This is a genomic window from Mycobacterium sp. SMC-14 (assembly GCF_046250075.1).
Taxonomy (GTDB): Bacteria; Actinomycetota; Actinomycetes; order Mycobacteriales; family Mycobacteriaceae; genus Mycobacterium.
Map to the genome: position 1 here is coordinate 1,715,941 of NZ_CP176429.1, position 13,590 is coordinate 1,729,530.

Below are 13,590 nucleotides of genomic sequence, written 5' to 3' on the forward strand. Positions count from 1 at the left end.
AGCCGCCGCGGCGACCACATGGTCGCCGCGGGCGGCGCCGGTCCGGTCGGGCAGGATAGGGCGCATGGTGTTGAATCGGGTCAATCGGAAGGTTGCCTTCCCACAATTGCCCGCGGCACCCGAGGATTATCCGGTGTTCCCGGACAAATCCACCTGGCCGGTGATTTTCCCGCAGCTGCCGTCGCCGTCGGGCGGGGGGCCGTGTCGCCCCCCACAGCACACCTCCAAGGCCGTCGCCCCGCAGATCCCCGCAGACGCGCTGCCCAACCACGTTGCCGTCGTCATGGACGGCAATGGCCGCTGGGCGACCCAGCGGGGGTTGGGTCGCACTGAGGGGCACAAGATGGGCGAGGCGGTGCTGATCGACATCACCTGCGGCGCTATCGAACTCGGTATCAAGTGGCTGACGGTGTACGCGTTCTCGACCGAGAACTGGAAGCGCTCCGCTGAAGAGGTCCGCTTCCTGATGGGCTTCAACCGCGAGGTGGTCCGTCGACGTCGGGAGAACCTCAACGCGATGGGCGTGCGGATGCGCTGGGTGGGTTCACGGCCGAAGATGTGGCGCAGTGTCATCAAGGAATTCGAGATCGCCGAAGCGATGACTGTCGGCAACGACGTCATCACCATCAACTACTGCGTCAACTACGGTGGGCGCACCGAGATCGCCGAAGCCGCCCAGGCCATCGCGCAGGAGGCGGTGGCGGGCAAGCTCAACCCGAGCCGGATCAACGAGGCCACCATCGCGCGGCATCTGCACCGGCCCGACATGCCCGATGTCGACTTGCTGATCCGTACTTCGGGGGAGCAGCGGTCATCCAACTTCATGCTGTGGCAGGCGGCCTACGCGGAGTACATCTTCCAGGAGAAGCTGTGGCCGGACTACGACCGCCGCGACCTGTGGGAGGCCTGCGAGCAGTACGCCTCGCGGCAGCGCAGGTTCGGAACGGCGTGATGGCAGCCCTGGCCGACCGCCTCGCCACGGTGCTCGCCGAGGTGCTGGCCGTTGATGCCGAGCCCGATGGCGCGCTGACTGTGCGGCACGACGGCACACTGGCGTCGTTGCGGGTGGTGCCGATAGCCGAGGACCTCGAGCTGGTGTCGCTCACTCAGATCCTGGGGTGGGATCTGCCGCTGACCAAGGCGCTGCGCAAGCGCGCCGCCGAACAGGCGAGTCTCAGCCAGCTCGGGACCGTCACGCTGGTCGAGAAGGATACCAAGTCCGCAGATGTGATGCTGCGCTACAACTTTCCCGGATCGGGCCTGACCGACGACGCGCTGCGCACGCTGGTCCTGCTGGTGCTGACCAAGGGTGTCGACATCCGGGACGTACTCAACGCCTGAGGCGTGCGGGGGTCACTTCCGGCAGTCGGCGCAGGTGCCGAAGATCTCGATGGTGTGGCCGACGTCGGAGTAGTCATGCTCGGCGGCGATGCGGGCGGCCCACTCCTCGACTTCGCGATCTCCCACTTCGACGGTCGCCCCGCAGTCCCGACACACCAGGTGGTGGTGGTGGTGCTCCGAGCACCGCCGGTACACCGATTCTCCGGTGTCGGATCGCAGCGTGTCGACCTGTCCGGCCGTCGCCATCGCCTGCAACGTGCGATAGACGGTCGTCAAACCGATGTTCTCGCCGCGCTCGCGCAGGACGTCGTGCAGCTCTTGGGCCGACCGGAAATCGTCGACGGTCTCCAGCAACGCCGAGATCGCCGCCCGTTGCCGGGTGGAGCGCACGCCGGGGGCGGTCAACGGTCCTCACCGGCATGGGCGACTGCGTCGATGGCGATGTGCGCCAAGTGATGATCGGCCAGCCGGTAGAGCACTTCGCGGCCGGAACGTTCCCCGGCGACCACCCCTGCCGCCTTGAGGATCTTCAGGTGCTGACTGACGAGCGGCTGGGGGACTCCCAGCGCGTCCACGAGTTCGTGCACGCAGCGGTGCGACTCCTGCAGCTGCAACACGATCGCGATGCGCACCGGGGCGGCCAGGGCGCGCAGCAATTCCCCAGCGGCGTCGAGGATCTCCCGCGGCGGTGTCGCGGGGAAGGCAGGACCGCTGTGTTGGTGGCCGTCGGCCACCAGACCCGACACTGAGGAGGGCACAGCATCACCTCCGGGCGCATTGGAAATCGTTTTCACTTGCCACCCACTGTTCCATGCGTGATGACGCATGTCAAAGAACGCCGACGGTATCGATACGATGACTGATGTTTTGCGTGTCGGCGTTGCCGGCGCGGCCCCGTCAAGACAGGAGTGCACCCCCTCGTGGCGTCCATCATCGACACCGTTGCCAACCTGGCCAAGCGACGTGGCCTGGTCTTCCAGTCGGGCGAAATCTACGGCGGCACAAAGTCGGCGTGGGACTACGGCCCACTCGGGGTAGAGCTCAAGGAGAACATCAAGCGACAGTGGTGGCGCTCCGTCGTGACGTCCCGCGACGACGTCGTCGGCTTGGACAGCGCGATCATCCTGCCGCGTCAGGTGTGGGTCGCCTCCGGGCACGTCGCGGTGTTCAACGACCCGCTGGTGGAGTGCCTCAACTGCCACAAGCGGCACCGACAGGACCACATGCAGGAAGCGGTCGCACTGAAAAAGGGTGGCAACCCCGATGACGTGCCGATGAGCGAGATCTCCTGCCCGGACTGCGGTACCAAGGGCGAGTGGACCGAGCCCCGTGACTTCAACATGATGCTCAAGACCTACCTGGGCCCGATCGAGTCCGAAGAGGGCCTGCACTACCTCCGGCCCGAAACGGCGCAGGGCATCTTCGTGAACTTCGCCAACGTGGTGACCACGGCGCGGCGCAAGCCGCCGTTCGGCATCGGCCAGATCGGCAAGAGCTTCCGCAACGAGATCACGCCCGGCAACTTCATCTTCCGGACCCGTGAGTTCGAGCAGATGGAGATGGAGTTCTTCGTCGAGCCGTCCACCGCGCCCGAGTGGCACAAGTACTGGATCGACGCGCGCCTGCAGTGGTACATCGACCTGGGCATCAATCCGGAGAACCTGCGCCTCTACGAACACCCGCTCGAGAAGCTGTCGCACTACTCGGCCGGCACCACCGACATCGAGTACAAGTTCGGTTTCACCGGGAACCCGTGGGGTGAGCTGGAGGGCATCGCCAACCGCACCAACTTCGACCTGACCACCCATTCGGAGCATTCCGGCGTGGACCTGTCGTTCTACGACCAGGCATCCGACACCCGCTACGTGCCCTACGTGATCGAACCGGCAGCCGGCCTGACCCGCTCGCTGATGGCCTTCCTGGTGGACTCATACCACGAGGACGAAGCCCCCAACGCCAAGGGCGGGGTGGACAAGCGCACGGTGCTGCGGCTGGACCCGCGGCTTGCACCGGTCAAGGCCGCCGTGCTGCCGCTGTCGCGCAATGCCGACCTGTCGCCGAAGGCCCGGGACCTGGCCGCCGAGTTGCGCCAGTCCTGGAACGTGGAGTTCGACGACGCCGGTGCGGTCGGCCGGCGTTACCGGCGTCAGGACGAGATCGGTACCCCGTTCTGCATCACGGTCGACTTCGACTCGCTCGAAGACCACGCCGTCACGGTGCGTGAGCGCGACACGATGTCTCAGGAGCGGGTGGCCATCGACGCGGTCTCCGACTACCTGGCCGTGCGCCTCAAGGGCTGCTGAGCGCTGCTCGTTGGATCTGAGCCGTTGCTGGGCTGGGCGACCGCGACCCCATCGCCGCGGGTTGGCCTCTGGTAACCGTGGTCGGTCGGCGTCCGTCGCTGCTTTGCTCCTGAGGGCGTTTGGGTTTCACGCTTCCTGAGAGTCCGGTGCTTCAGGTTGATGCGCCGCTATGGTCCGCATTAACTTATGGAAGTCTGTATTTCGTAATGACTTTCTGAAAGTCAAGGGCAAGTCCATACCTGGGAGGTAGGTAGATGACTGTCAGTGAAAGCACCGCGGAGCATCATCATTCACTTGGCGCCAAAGTGCGCCGTCGCAGCCGTGTGATCGGGGTGGGGAGCACGGCGGCCGCATTCTTGGCGTTCGGGATGGCCCCGTTGGCCACCGCGCCCGGCGCACACGCCGATGGGTTCGAATGGCTGATGGATCTGTTCGATCCCGGCCTGGTCGCGGGTTCGGCCGCGGACACCAGCGGGGTCGACGGCGTGTTCGGCGATTCGCCGTTCTGGGACCAGCTTTTGCTGGCCAACCCCGCTCTCGACCCCGCGAGCGTGGTCGAACAGTGGATGTACGACCCCTGGCACACGGCCATGGAGGGCTGGATCACCAGTGACTTCGGTCAGCAGGTCAACGACGCCATCAACACCGCTTACATCCAGATGAACGGCGTGGACAGCCTCGACGGCGCCTGCGGCCTGATCTGCAACGGCGTCGACGGCACGGCGGAGGACCCCGACGGCGGCGCCGGCGGGTTGTGGTTCGGTGACGGCGGCGACGGCTGGGACTCCACTATGCAAGGCGTGGCTGGTGGTGACGGCGGTGCTGCCGGGTTCTTCGGCAACGGTGGCGCGGGCGGCGACGGCTGGGCTTCCACAGTGGCCGGCGTGGACGGCGGAGTCGGCGGTGCCGGCGGCACCGGCGGCACGGTCATGGGCGACGGCGGCGTCGGCGGTGCCGGCGGTGCCGGGTATCTCGCTACGGCCAACGGCGTCGACGGCACCGCGGTCGGCTCCAACGGTGGCGCCGGTGGTGTCGGCGGCGACGCCATCGCTTCGGTCTTCGGCAACGGCGGTGCGGGTGGTGCCGGCGGTGCTGGCGGCGCTGGGACTGCTAATGGGGCCAGTGGCACTGTCACCGGCGGTAACGGTGGCGTCGGCGGCACGGGCGGCAATTCGGCAGCACCCATCGGCAACGGCGGTGAAGGCGGTGCCGGTGGCGCAGGCGGTGCTGGCGGTGAAGGCACCTCTAACGGCTTCAGCGGTGACTCGACCGGCGGCAACGGCGGCCAGGGTGGTACCGGTGGTGTCGCCGAGAACGGACACGGCGGTATCGGCGGGATCGGTGGCGCCGGTGGCGAGGCCACGTCCAACGGCTCCGAGGGCATCGCCAATGGCGGTGACGGCGGGACCGGCGGTACCGGCGGGCAGGGCCTTATCGCCGGAACCGGTGGTGACGGCGGCGCCGGTGGCGACGCCCGGGCTAACGGCGCCGGGGGAACGGCGACCGCTGGTGCCGGTGGTACCGGTGGCGTTGGCGCCGAAGGTGCAACAGGTGCAGCAGGTACTGCGGGAGGTACCGGAGGCAAGGGCGGTGCCGGTGGTGTTGGTGGCGACGCCACCACCCACGGTTCGGGTGGCGTCTCGACTGCGGGTGATGGCGGCGACGGCGGTGCCGGTGGCAACGGCGGTGCCGGAGGTACCGGCGGCGCGGCCGGCGGGGCCGGCGGACAGGGCGGTGCCGCTGGTGCCGGAGGCAAGGCGACGGCGACCGGCAACAGCACGGCGACCGACGGTACGGCCGGTACCGCCGGAGCGGACGGTCAGCAGGGCGCGACAGGAGCAGCTGACACCCCCTGAGCCCTCGTGGTGTGAAAGTGCCCGCACGCCTTTGGCGTGCGGGCACTTTCGCTGCGGTGTCCGAACGGTGCCGACGTGCTGAGCGCGGTCAGTCGCCGGCGGCTTCGGGGGATATCGACCTGAAGGGCTTGAACCAATCTGTTCGGGCGCGCCAAGAAAGCTCGGATGCGTAGGCGAATGCCGTGGTGCTCACGCCCGCGCAAATCCAGGTGGGCAACGTGACCGCACTGCCGAGCAGCACGCTGGTCAACTGCGTGAGGATCGCCGAGACTTTGAAGACGACCCACAACAGGTAGTACTGCGCGGAAGCTGCCGAGCGCGGATCACTGCGCAGGGCCAGCAGTACCCGCCCGGTGAATCCGAACAGATACAGCGCCAAGGCGCTGATCACCGCCCAGTACACCCCGAACCACGGACCTCGGGGCGCGAAGACATCCAGATGCCCGGGTTGTCCGCGATCGGCGATGCAGAACACGATGACGACCAGCGGCAGGCCCAGTTTCAGCGGCATCATGATGTGGCGACGCTTCAGCAACCTGGCGTGATCGTCGTCGGCCAAACGCGTGGTCAGGTGCTCGAACATCGCCGCCACCGCGCCGAACATGCAGAGCACCGCGAGCAGGCCGGCGACATTCCACAGTCCGACCACCCGGTAGACGAGCGGGTCGAAAAGTGTTGGACCCAACGGGGACATCAGCAGACCCGCGCAGACGATGAGAACCAGGACGCGCGAGGGATTGGCGTCCCAGCGTGAGCCCCAGGTGTGACGACGGGCCCACAGCGCGTATCCGCACGCCGCCAGGGCCGCCACCAAGGCGACATTGATCAGATCCAACATAGGTTCACCAGCAGACTAGAACCGGCCACCGCCGCCGAAGAATCCTCCCCCCGAGGAGGAGCCGCCGAACGAGGTCGGACTCCAACCGCCCCCTCCGCCACCACCGCTGAAGCCGCCGCCACCGGAGAGGATGTTGCCGATGATGATGCCGCCCAGCATGGCGCCGGTGTCGTTGCCGCCGCGGGGATCATTGCCGTAACGCCCGTAGTAGGCCCGCTGCGCGTCCTGTACGTCGGCCTTGGCCAGCGACTGCGCCGCGGCGGCCAGGGTGGCCGCGCCGTTGGCCTGGGTGATGGCTCCGGCGACATCGGTGGCGCGTTTGTCGTTGGCGGCGTCGAGGCGGCGCCGTGCCTCGGCCAGCCGGGTGCGCGCCTCCGGGCCCACGCTGCCGCGACGGGTATCGATGTATTCGGACACCGCGCGAATGCGCGACGACGCCGTGAACAGAGCCTGCTCGAGCGTCCGGGCCAACCGCTCAGCGGCTGCGCGTTCTTCGGCCACGGTGTCCAACAGCTGGTCCAGGTCGGCGTCGGCTTTGATCAGCGCGGTGAAGGCCCCCAAAGGATCTCCGGTGGTACGGGCGGTGGCGACAGCCTTGACCACGGTGTCGCGGGCGGCGGTCAGCTCGGACTTGTGTATGCCGACTCCGCGCTGCAGCTGTTCGCTGGCTTGGGCGATGCTGGCCTCGGCGTCGGAGATGCTCGCGGGCAGCGTGGCGACTGCGTGGCGGATGTCGCTTGCGGCGTTGTCCACCGCGTCGAGCAGCGCCCGGCCCTGGCCCAGCCCCGACTCGGCGGCTCGCACCGCGTCGACCAGGTCGCTCTGTCCGCCGGTCACCGGGCGGTCGGCCAGGCTGCGCGCCCGGGTGATGTTGCGTTCGGCGAAGGCGGCCCGGTCCTGTGCGGTCTTGACGTTGCCGGACACCGAACTGAGCGCGGTGGCGTCGAACTCGGTGTGCAATTGGACTAGGTGCTGCTCGGAGGCCGGAATGCGGCCGGTCAGCTCGACCAGTTGCTGGGTCAGTGCGTTGAGCCGGTCGGCGGCGCCCAGCACCAGATCACGCAACTGCTCGAACGCGGCGCGCTGGGTCTCCAGTTCGCGGTCTGCCTTGGAGGCGGTGACCATTACCCCGGTCAGCAGATCGCGCTGTTGGGCCGGCGTCTCGGGGATGTCGTCGTCGAGTTGCTGGCGAACGGTGAAGGCGTGTTCCATGGCCGCCTTGGCCGAGGCGACGGCCTGCGCGAACGGCCGGGTGCGCTCGTGGCCGAATTCCTCGACGGCCAGCTCCAGCTCGTTGGCGCTGGTGCGCACCGCGTTGTCGACCTCGACGACTTTCTCTCGCGACAACGCGTCCAGCGCGAACACCGGCACGTCGGAGAGCGCGTTGGGATCGGTCGGGTCGACGCGCCGGGCCGCCGCCAATGCCGCGGCGTGCCGCCGGCGCCGCAGGTGACGAACCACCAGCAGCAACACCAGGCCGGCGGCCGCCACTGCGGCCAGGGCGATCAGGATCGGCGTCCAGCTCACCTCGGTGGGTGCGGCGGCGGCATCGAGTCCGGTGGCGGCAGCTGAGGCCGCGCCGGCCCAGTTGCCCAGGTGCAGGGCCGGTTCGATCTGGTTGCGGCGCAACGCGTCGACCTTGCCCGAGCTGATCTCGGAGATACCGTTGGATACCAGGAAGGCGTAGCTGCGGTCGGCGGTGGCTACCGCGAGCAAGGCGTCGTTGCTGCCCAGATCGCTGAGCCGCGCCGTGCTGCGACCCCAGTCCTCGGCGGTCTGCCCGGAGAACACGTCGACGTAGACCACCCACAGCCGAATGTGCCGGTCGGCATAGAGCTTGTCGATCGCGTCCTGCACCCCGGCGCGCTCCGATTGCGACAGCGCCCCGGCGCTGTCGGTGATCAGGGTGGGCAGACGCATCGCAGGCTGCGCCGCAGCGCTTGGAGCTACCAGCAGCACTGCGATGAGAAACGCCAGGGCGGCGCTGGCCAGGCGGGGGATGCGCATGCCGGTAAATCTATATGTGATCCGGGGGCGATCGACGCCAATTCTGCGACCGGCTCACCCGGTTTCGCCGGGTTGGGTGCCGAACTTCGGCCCGGCGTGTCACGTGCCCGGCCGGGGGCAAAATAGACTGGCGGCGGTGGCCACAAACTCCTGCGACAGCTACGACGCGCACGACCGCGACCGCGTGGTGGCGGAGCCGTCGAAAACCGCCGGCCTACCCGGAACCGGCGGCCAATACCGCACCGACTTTGCCCGCGACCGGGCCAGGGTGCTGCACAGCGCTGCGCTGCGTCGGCTGGCCGACAAGACTCAGGTCGTCGGCCCCCGCGACGGCGATACCCCGCGTACCCGGCTGACCCACTCGCTGGAGGTGGCGCAGATCGGGCGGGGGATGGCGATCGGACTCGGCTGCGACCCTGATCTGGTGGACCTGGCCGGGTTGGCCCACGACATCGGCCACCCGCCCTACGGTCACAACGGTGAACAGGCGCTCAACGAAATCGCCTCGAGCTGTGGCGGATTCGAGGGAAATGCACAGAATTTTCGCATCCTGACCAGTTTGGAGCCCAAGGTCCTGGGGCCTGACGGTGCCAGTGCGGGGCTGAATCTGAGCCGGGCGGCGCTCGACGCGGTCACCAAATATCCGTGGCGCCGTCGCGCGGCGGACGGCTCGGATCGGACCAAGTTCGGCTTCTACGACGACGACCGGGCGGCCGCCGAATGGATGCGTCGCGGGGCTCCGGAGGGACGCGTCTGCCTGGAATCGCAGATCATGGATTGGGCCGACGACGTCGCCTACTCGGTGCATGACGTCGAAGACGGCGTCATTTCCGGTCGGATCGACCTGCGGGTACTCGCCGATGCGTCGACCGTGGCCGAGCTGACGCGTCTGGGCGACCCCGACGGGGTGCACGATCTGGCTGGGGCGGCTCGCCGGCTCACCGAATTGCCGGTGGTGGCCGCCGTGGGTGATTACGACGCGACCCTGTCGGCGTCGGTGGCACTCAAACGGTTGACCAGTGAACTCGTCGGGCGCTTCGCCTCCGCGGCGATCACCGCCACCCACGCTGTCGCCGGCCCCGGGCCGCTGACCCGCTACCAGGCAGACCTCGCAGTGCCCGAACTGGTGCGGGCCGAAGTGGCCGTACTGAAAACCCTTGCGGTGCAGTTCATCATTTCGTCGGATCAGCATCGCAGGATTCAGGCCGCTCAGCGCGAGCAGGTGCACGAGGTCGCGCGTCGGCTGCTCGCCACGGCACCGGACAGTCTGGACCCGCTCTTCGTTCCGGCGTTCACCGCCGCGGCCGACGACGGCGCGCGGCTGCGGGTGATCGTCGACCAGATCGCGTCGTGCACCGAGGGGCGGCTGGAACGCCTGGTCGCGGGCTAGCGACACAGTGGCGGCCCGGCTACCCGGCTTCGCCGCGCCTGCGACCACCGCGGGCGAACTCAGCCGAGCTTGGCGACCTTGTCCATCATGGCCCGCACGACATCGGTGCTGCTGGTCTGCGGGTCGCCGGAACCACTGGCGTTCTCGGTTCCGGTGAAGGCGATCAGTACTCCGACGATGCAGTTGTCCTGCAGCCCGATGGCGCGGGTGTCGGGCGCCTTGGGGCTCTTGTCGAGGACGATCGATGCCGCCAGGATATCGTCGGTGACCCGCACGTCGGTGATGTGCATCTCGGTGCCCGGAAGGTGCGGGGATCCAGCGGTCTCGGGGTCGGCCGCGTTGACCGGTTGCCCGTCGCAGTGCTTCCACTGTTCGGTGAACTTCTCGAACAGCTGCCGGGCGTCCGCGGCGGTGGGCAGGGCCACCACGGCCTCCTTGACGAACATCACCCGGGTGTCGAGCGGCTTGAAGCCGTCGCGGGTGGGCGCGGAGTCGATCCACGTCTCACGCGCGTAGCTCTGGATCGGGGCCGACGCGTAGACGCTGCGCTGCGCGACGTCCAAGACCCCGACGCAGTCGCCCGGGGTCGCTGAGTCGTCCATGGCCTCCAGGCCGCCGTAGGACGGCGGGCCGGTCACAGTGGTGAAGGGCTGATCCAGCATGGCGGTCAGCTCGGTGCCGTTGAGCAGCACCTGCTTGACGGTTTCACCGGTCACGCCGGCCGCACCGCGGGACCGGTCGGGCAGCACCAGCCAGGTCGTCACCGCGGCCGCGGCGAGCACGGCGACGGCGACAAGGGTCACCAACCAGACCCGTTTCGAGTTCATTTACGCCCCTGACGCAGCAGTTGACCCGTCATTAAAGCATGGGCAGTGCCGGCATCAGGGGTGGTGCCGATGGCGGCGACCCGCTTCGCCCGGCTCCGCCGTGCTCGCGATCGCCGCGGGGCCTGACGGCGCGCTCTAGACTGACCCAGTGCCAGGCCGTATCTCCGACCGCGACATCGCCGCCATCCGCGAACGTGTCCGAATCGAGGATGTGGTCGGTGACTATGTGCAGCTCAGGCGCGCCGGCGCGGACTCGCTGAAGGGCCTGTGCCCGTTTCACAACGAGAAGTCGCCGTCCTTCCACGTCCGGCCCAACCACGGCCTCTTCCATTGCTTCGGTTGCGGGGAAGGTGGCGACGTCTACGCCTTCGTGCAGAAGATCGAGCACGCCAGCTTCGTCGAGGCGGTGGAACTGCTGGCCGACCGGGTCGGCCACACCATCACCTACACCGGCGCGTCGGCGACCAACATCCAACGCGAGCGCGGTGGCCGCAGCCGGCTGATCGCCGCCAACGCGGCGGCCGCGGAGTTCTACGCCGCCGCGCTGAGCACCCCCGAGGCCGCACCGGCGCGGAAATATCTCACCGAGCGAAACTTCGATGCCGCGGCCGCCGAACGCTTCGGCTGTGGTTTCGCCCCGTCCGGGTGGGACGGCCTGACCAAACACCTGCTGCGCAAGGGCTTCGAGTTCAAGGAACTGGAGGCTGCGGGACTGTCCCGGGAAGGGCGCCGCGGCCCGATGGACCGATTCCACCGCCGGCTGCTGTGGCCGATCCGTTCGTCGGCGGGGGAGGTGATCGGGTTCGGCGCCCGCCGGTTGTTCGATGACGACCCGATGGAGGCCAAGTACGTCAACACCCCGGAGACCACGCTCTACAAGAAGTCCAACGTGCTGTTCGGTCTCGACCTGGCCAAACGAGACATTGCCCGTGGACACCAGGCCATCGTCGTCGAGGGCTACACCGATGTCATGGCGATGCATCTGGCAGGTGTCACCACCGCGGTCGCCTCGTGCGGTACCGCGTTCGGCGATGAGCACCTCGCGATGCTGCGCCGATTGATGATGGACGACAAGTTCTTTCGGGGCGAACTGATCTACGTCTTCGACGGTGACGCGGCGGGCCGCGCTGCCGCGGTCAAGGCCCTCGAAGGTGAGCAACAGCTGGCCGGTCAGTCCTTCGTCGCGGTCGCCGCCGACGGCATGGACCCGTGTGATCTGCGCCTGGCGCACGGCGACGAGGCGCTGCGTGACCTGGTGGCACGCCGTACCCCGCTGTTCGAGTTTGCGGTGCGCACCGCCCTCACCGAAATGGACCTGGACACAGCCGAGGGCCGAGTCTCCGCGCTGCGCCGCTGCGTGCCGATGGTCGCCCAGATCAAGGACCCGACGCTGCGCGACGAGTACGCGCGTCAGCTGGCCGGCTGGGTGGGCTGGGACGACGTCGCACAGGTGATCGGCCGGGTGCGTGCACAAGCCCGGAACGAGGCCAAGGGCGACACCAGGGGCACCGGACCGACCAGGGAACGTCAGGCGGCTCCGTCGACCGCCAAACCCGCCGAACAACCGGCGGTCGCACGTCCAAACCCGGCCGATCCGACGTTGTGGCCGCAGCGCGAGGCGCTCAAGGCGGCACTGCAGTTCCCGGCGTTGGCCGGGCCGGTGTTCGACACCTTGACGGTGGAGAGTTTCACCCACCCCGGTTATGCCGCGGTGCGCTCTGCGATCGATGCAGCCGGCGGGACCGCGGGAGTGGCCGGCGCCGGCGGTGCACAGTGGATCGAAACAGTGCGCGAGCAGACGCCCTCGTCACTGACCACCGCGCTGATCCACGAGCTGAGCGTGGAGGCCGTCTGCGTCGACGAGGACAAGCTGCCGCGCTATATCGGCGGGGTGCTGGCCCGGCTGCAAGAGGTGTGGGTGGGCCGACAGATCGCCGAGGTCAAGTCCAAATTGCAGCGCATGTCGCCGGTGGAGCACAGCGACGAATACCACGCGCTCTTCGGCGACCTGGTCGCCATGGAGGCCTACCGGCGCAGCCTGCTGGAGCAGGCCAGCGGCGACGATCTGACCGCCTGATGGCGGTGCGTGCCCCGGCGCGCTGACGGCTCACCGCTGTGGGTCGTCGTCCGCTTCTTCCGGCCGTACCACCGTGATGCCGTCCTCGAGTTCGGTCAGCGTCACCATCGTCGGATCGGGATGAATCCGGTCGGCGATGCTGCGCCGTCCCTTGTCGATCAGCGCCTTGGCGACCGGACTACTGGTCACCGCGTGGTAGGTGCCGACAATCTGCTCGTAGCGGCGGCGGCCGGCTTTGGTGCCCATCACGTAGCCGACCCCCATCACCACGACATACCCGATCAATGCGGCCCCTTAGAACAGTCGATGCAGTGCTTCCATCCTGCCTCACGCGGTGCAACGGGGGCCGGGTGCGACCCCCGTTGCACGGCGGTGATTTGGGTATGCGCTAGAGTCTTGCAAGTCCGCGAGGACAGCAATCCCCTGTAGCTCAATTGGCAGAGCATTCGGCTGTTAACCGGAGGGTTGGTGGTTCGAGTCCACCCGGGGGAGCCACGTTTGAAACCGGCGTTAGTCCAGCCGGGGAATCACTGACGGACCCGCCTGCGAAGGCGGCTGCTGCGGTGCGAACATCCCAGGAACCTGTTGTTGCTGCGCTCCCTGCTGCTTTGCGGCACGGGCCTGGGCGAGCGCGTTGACCAGCGGGTTGTTGGCCATCATCTCGCGGCGTTCTTCTTCGCTGAGCTCGTAGATCGCCCACGCGCCCCAAGCGGCCGGACGCACATACACGGTGACCTGCTGGCGGCCGTTGTTGAAGACGGCCGGAACCGCTACAGCCCGGTCGGTGGCCGCGAAGGTGGCCATCTCCTCGGTGATCCGCTCGAGATCGGCGGTCTCGTGCAGCTCGTAGGTAGGCGCTTGCACGCCTTTGGTGGGGGTGGCATTCAGGGCGAGGAACCACGCCATGAGAGGTACTCCTTTGTTCGGTCTGGGGTCCAGACAGCCTAAGCG

Annotated in this window: 13 protein-coding genes and 1 tRNA gene; 7 read left to right on the top strand and 7 right to left on the bottom strand. The window is 68.0% G+C overall.

The genetic code is table 11. The features are described 5' to 3' along the window. Positions 1–64 precede the first annotated feature (64 nt). Both ACKY0W_RS08085 and ACKY0W_RS08090 read left to right on the top strand, forming a co-directional pair. Entirely contained in the window at positions 65–952 is an 888-nt protein-coding gene (locus ACKY0W_RS08085) for a decaprenyl diphosphate synthase (protein WP_409437123.1), read from the top strand. Continuing rightward, on the top strand, positions 952–1,341 hold the full coding sequence (locus ACKY0W_RS08090) for a hypothetical protein (protein ID WP_409437124.1): 390 nt from the start codon (positions 952–954) through the stop codon (positions 1,339–1,341). The genes ACKY0W_RS08085 and ACKY0W_RS08090 overlap by 1 nt, the downstream gene beginning before the upstream one ends. A gap of 12 nt (positions 1,342–1,353) precedes the next feature. On the opposite strand, the gene ACKY0W_RS08095 is transcribed toward ACKY0W_RS08090, so the two are convergent. Both ACKY0W_RS08095 and ACKY0W_RS08100 read right to left on the bottom strand, forming a co-directional pair. After that, on the bottom strand, positions 1,354–1,746 hold the full coding sequence (locus tag ACKY0W_RS08095) for a Fur family transcriptional regulator (protein ID WP_409437125.1): 393 nt from the start codon (positions 1,744–1,746) through the stop codon (positions 1,354–1,356). Beyond that, positions 1,743–2,099, bottom strand: a complete 357-nt coding sequence (locus ACKY0W_RS08100) for an ArsR/SmtB family transcription factor (RefSeq protein ID WP_406758616.1) — start codon at positions 2,097–2,099, stop codon at positions 1,743–1,745. Before ACKY0W_RS08100 ends, ACKY0W_RS08095 begins: the two co-directional genes overlap by 4 nt. Before the next feature lie 150 nt (positions 2,100–2,249). Here ACKY0W_RS08100 and ACKY0W_RS08105 point away from each other — a divergent pair, with 150 nt between their 5' ends. Both ACKY0W_RS08105 and ACKY0W_RS08110 read left to right on the top strand, forming a co-directional pair. After that, entirely contained in the window at positions 2,250–3,644 is a 1,395-nt protein-coding gene (locus ACKY0W_RS08105) for a glycine--tRNA ligase (RefSeq protein ID WP_406758617.1), read from the top strand. Positions 3,645–3,898: 254 nt separating this feature from the next. Next, a complete protein-coding gene (locus ACKY0W_RS08110; protein WP_409437126.1) occupies positions 3,899–5,500 on the top strand; it encodes a PGRS repeat-containing protein in 1,602 nt (533 codons plus the stop codon). An 88-nt stretch (positions 5,501–5,588) separates the two neighbouring features. Here the strand turns inward: ACKY0W_RS08110 and ACKY0W_RS08115 are convergent, their stop codons facing one another. Together ACKY0W_RS08115 and ACKY0W_RS08120 are read right to left on the bottom strand one after the other, a co-directional pair. Continuing rightward, a complete protein-coding gene (locus tag ACKY0W_RS08115) occupies positions 5,589–6,338 on the bottom strand; it encodes a hypothetical protein (RefSeq protein ID WP_409437127.1) in 750 nt (249 codons plus the stop codon). A gap of 15 nt (positions 6,339–6,353) precedes the next feature. Beyond that, positions 6,354–8,345 (bottom strand): TPM domain-containing protein, encoded by a 1,992-nt coding sequence (locus ACKY0W_RS08120; RefSeq protein ID WP_409437128.1) that lies wholly within the window; start codon positions 8,343–8,345, stop codon positions 6,354–6,356. Between the two features lie 136 nt (positions 8,346–8,481). On the opposite strand from ACKY0W_RS08120, the gene ACKY0W_RS08125 reads away from it, so the two are divergent. Beyond that, positions 8,482–9,735, top strand: coding sequence for a deoxyguanosinetriphosphate triphosphohydrolase (locus ACKY0W_RS08125; protein ID WP_409437129.1), 1,254 nt, complete (start codon positions 8,482–8,484; stop codon positions 9,733–9,735). A 59-nt stretch (positions 9,736–9,794) separates the two neighbouring features. On the opposite strand, the gene ACKY0W_RS08130 is transcribed toward ACKY0W_RS08125, so the two are convergent. Next, the gene (locus ACKY0W_RS08130; protein ID WP_409437130.1) at positions 9,795–10,562 is read right to left on the bottom strand and encodes a sensor domain-containing protein; all 768 of its coding nucleotides are present in this window, start codon (positions 10,560–10,562) and stop codon (positions 9,795–9,797) included. Between the two features lie 148 nt (positions 10,563–10,710). On the opposite strand from ACKY0W_RS08130, the gene dnaG reads away from it, so the two are divergent. After that, positions 10,711–12,639, top strand: a complete 1,929-nt coding sequence (gene dnaG, locus ACKY0W_RS08135) for a DNA primase (protein WP_409437131.1) — start codon at positions 10,711–10,713, stop codon at positions 12,637–12,639. A 30-nt stretch (positions 12,640–12,669) separates the two neighbouring features. Here dnaG and ACKY0W_RS08140 read toward each other — a convergent pair whose 3' ends face one another. Further along, positions 12,670–12,924: a hypothetical protein gene (locus tag ACKY0W_RS08140; protein WP_409437132.1), complete on the bottom strand. Its 255-nt coding sequence runs from the start codon at positions 12,922–12,924 to the stop codon at positions 12,670–12,672. A 134-nt stretch (positions 12,925–13,058) separates the two neighbouring features. On the opposite strand from ACKY0W_RS08140, the gene ACKY0W_RS08145 reads away from it, so the two are divergent. Beyond that, positions 13,059–13,134 (top strand) — tRNA-Asn (locus ACKY0W_RS08145). A gap of 15 nt (positions 13,135–13,149) precedes the next feature. Here the strand turns inward: ACKY0W_RS08145 and ACKY0W_RS08150 are convergent. Next, positions 13,150–13,545, bottom strand: coding sequence for a hypothetical protein (locus ACKY0W_RS08150; protein WP_406758624.1), 396 nt, complete (start codon positions 13,543–13,545; stop codon positions 13,150–13,152). Between the last annotated feature and the right edge of the window lie 45 nt (positions 13,546–13,590).

Coding starts and splice junctions, on each gene's coding strand:
- ACKY0W_RS08085 (WP_409437123.1), top strand. CDS start 65: ATGGTGTTGAATCGGGTCAATCGGAAGGTTGCCTTCCCACAATTGCCC.
- ACKY0W_RS08090 (WP_409437124.1), top strand. CDS start 952: ATGGCAGCCCTGGCCGACCGCCTCGCCACGGTGCTCGCCGAGGTGCTG.
- ACKY0W_RS08110 (WP_409437126.1), top strand. CDS start 3,899: ATGACTGTCAGTGAAAGCACCGCGGAGCATCATCATTCACTTGGCGCC.
- ACKY0W_RS08115 (WP_409437127.1), bottom strand. CDS start 6,338: ATGTTGGATCTGATCAATGTCGCCTTGGTGGCGGCCCTGGCGGCGTGC.
- ACKY0W_RS08120 (WP_409437128.1), bottom strand. CDS start 8,345: ATGCGCATCCCCCGCCTGGCCAGCGCCGCCCTGGCGTTTCTCATCGCA.
- ACKY0W_RS08130 (WP_409437130.1), bottom strand. CDS start 10,562: ATGAACTCGAAACGGGTCTGGTTGGTGACCCTTGTCGCCGTCGCCGTG.
- ACKY0W_RS08150 (WP_406758624.1), bottom strand. CDS start 13,545: ATGGCGTGGTTCCTCGCCCTGAATGCCACCCCCACCAAAGGCGTGCAA.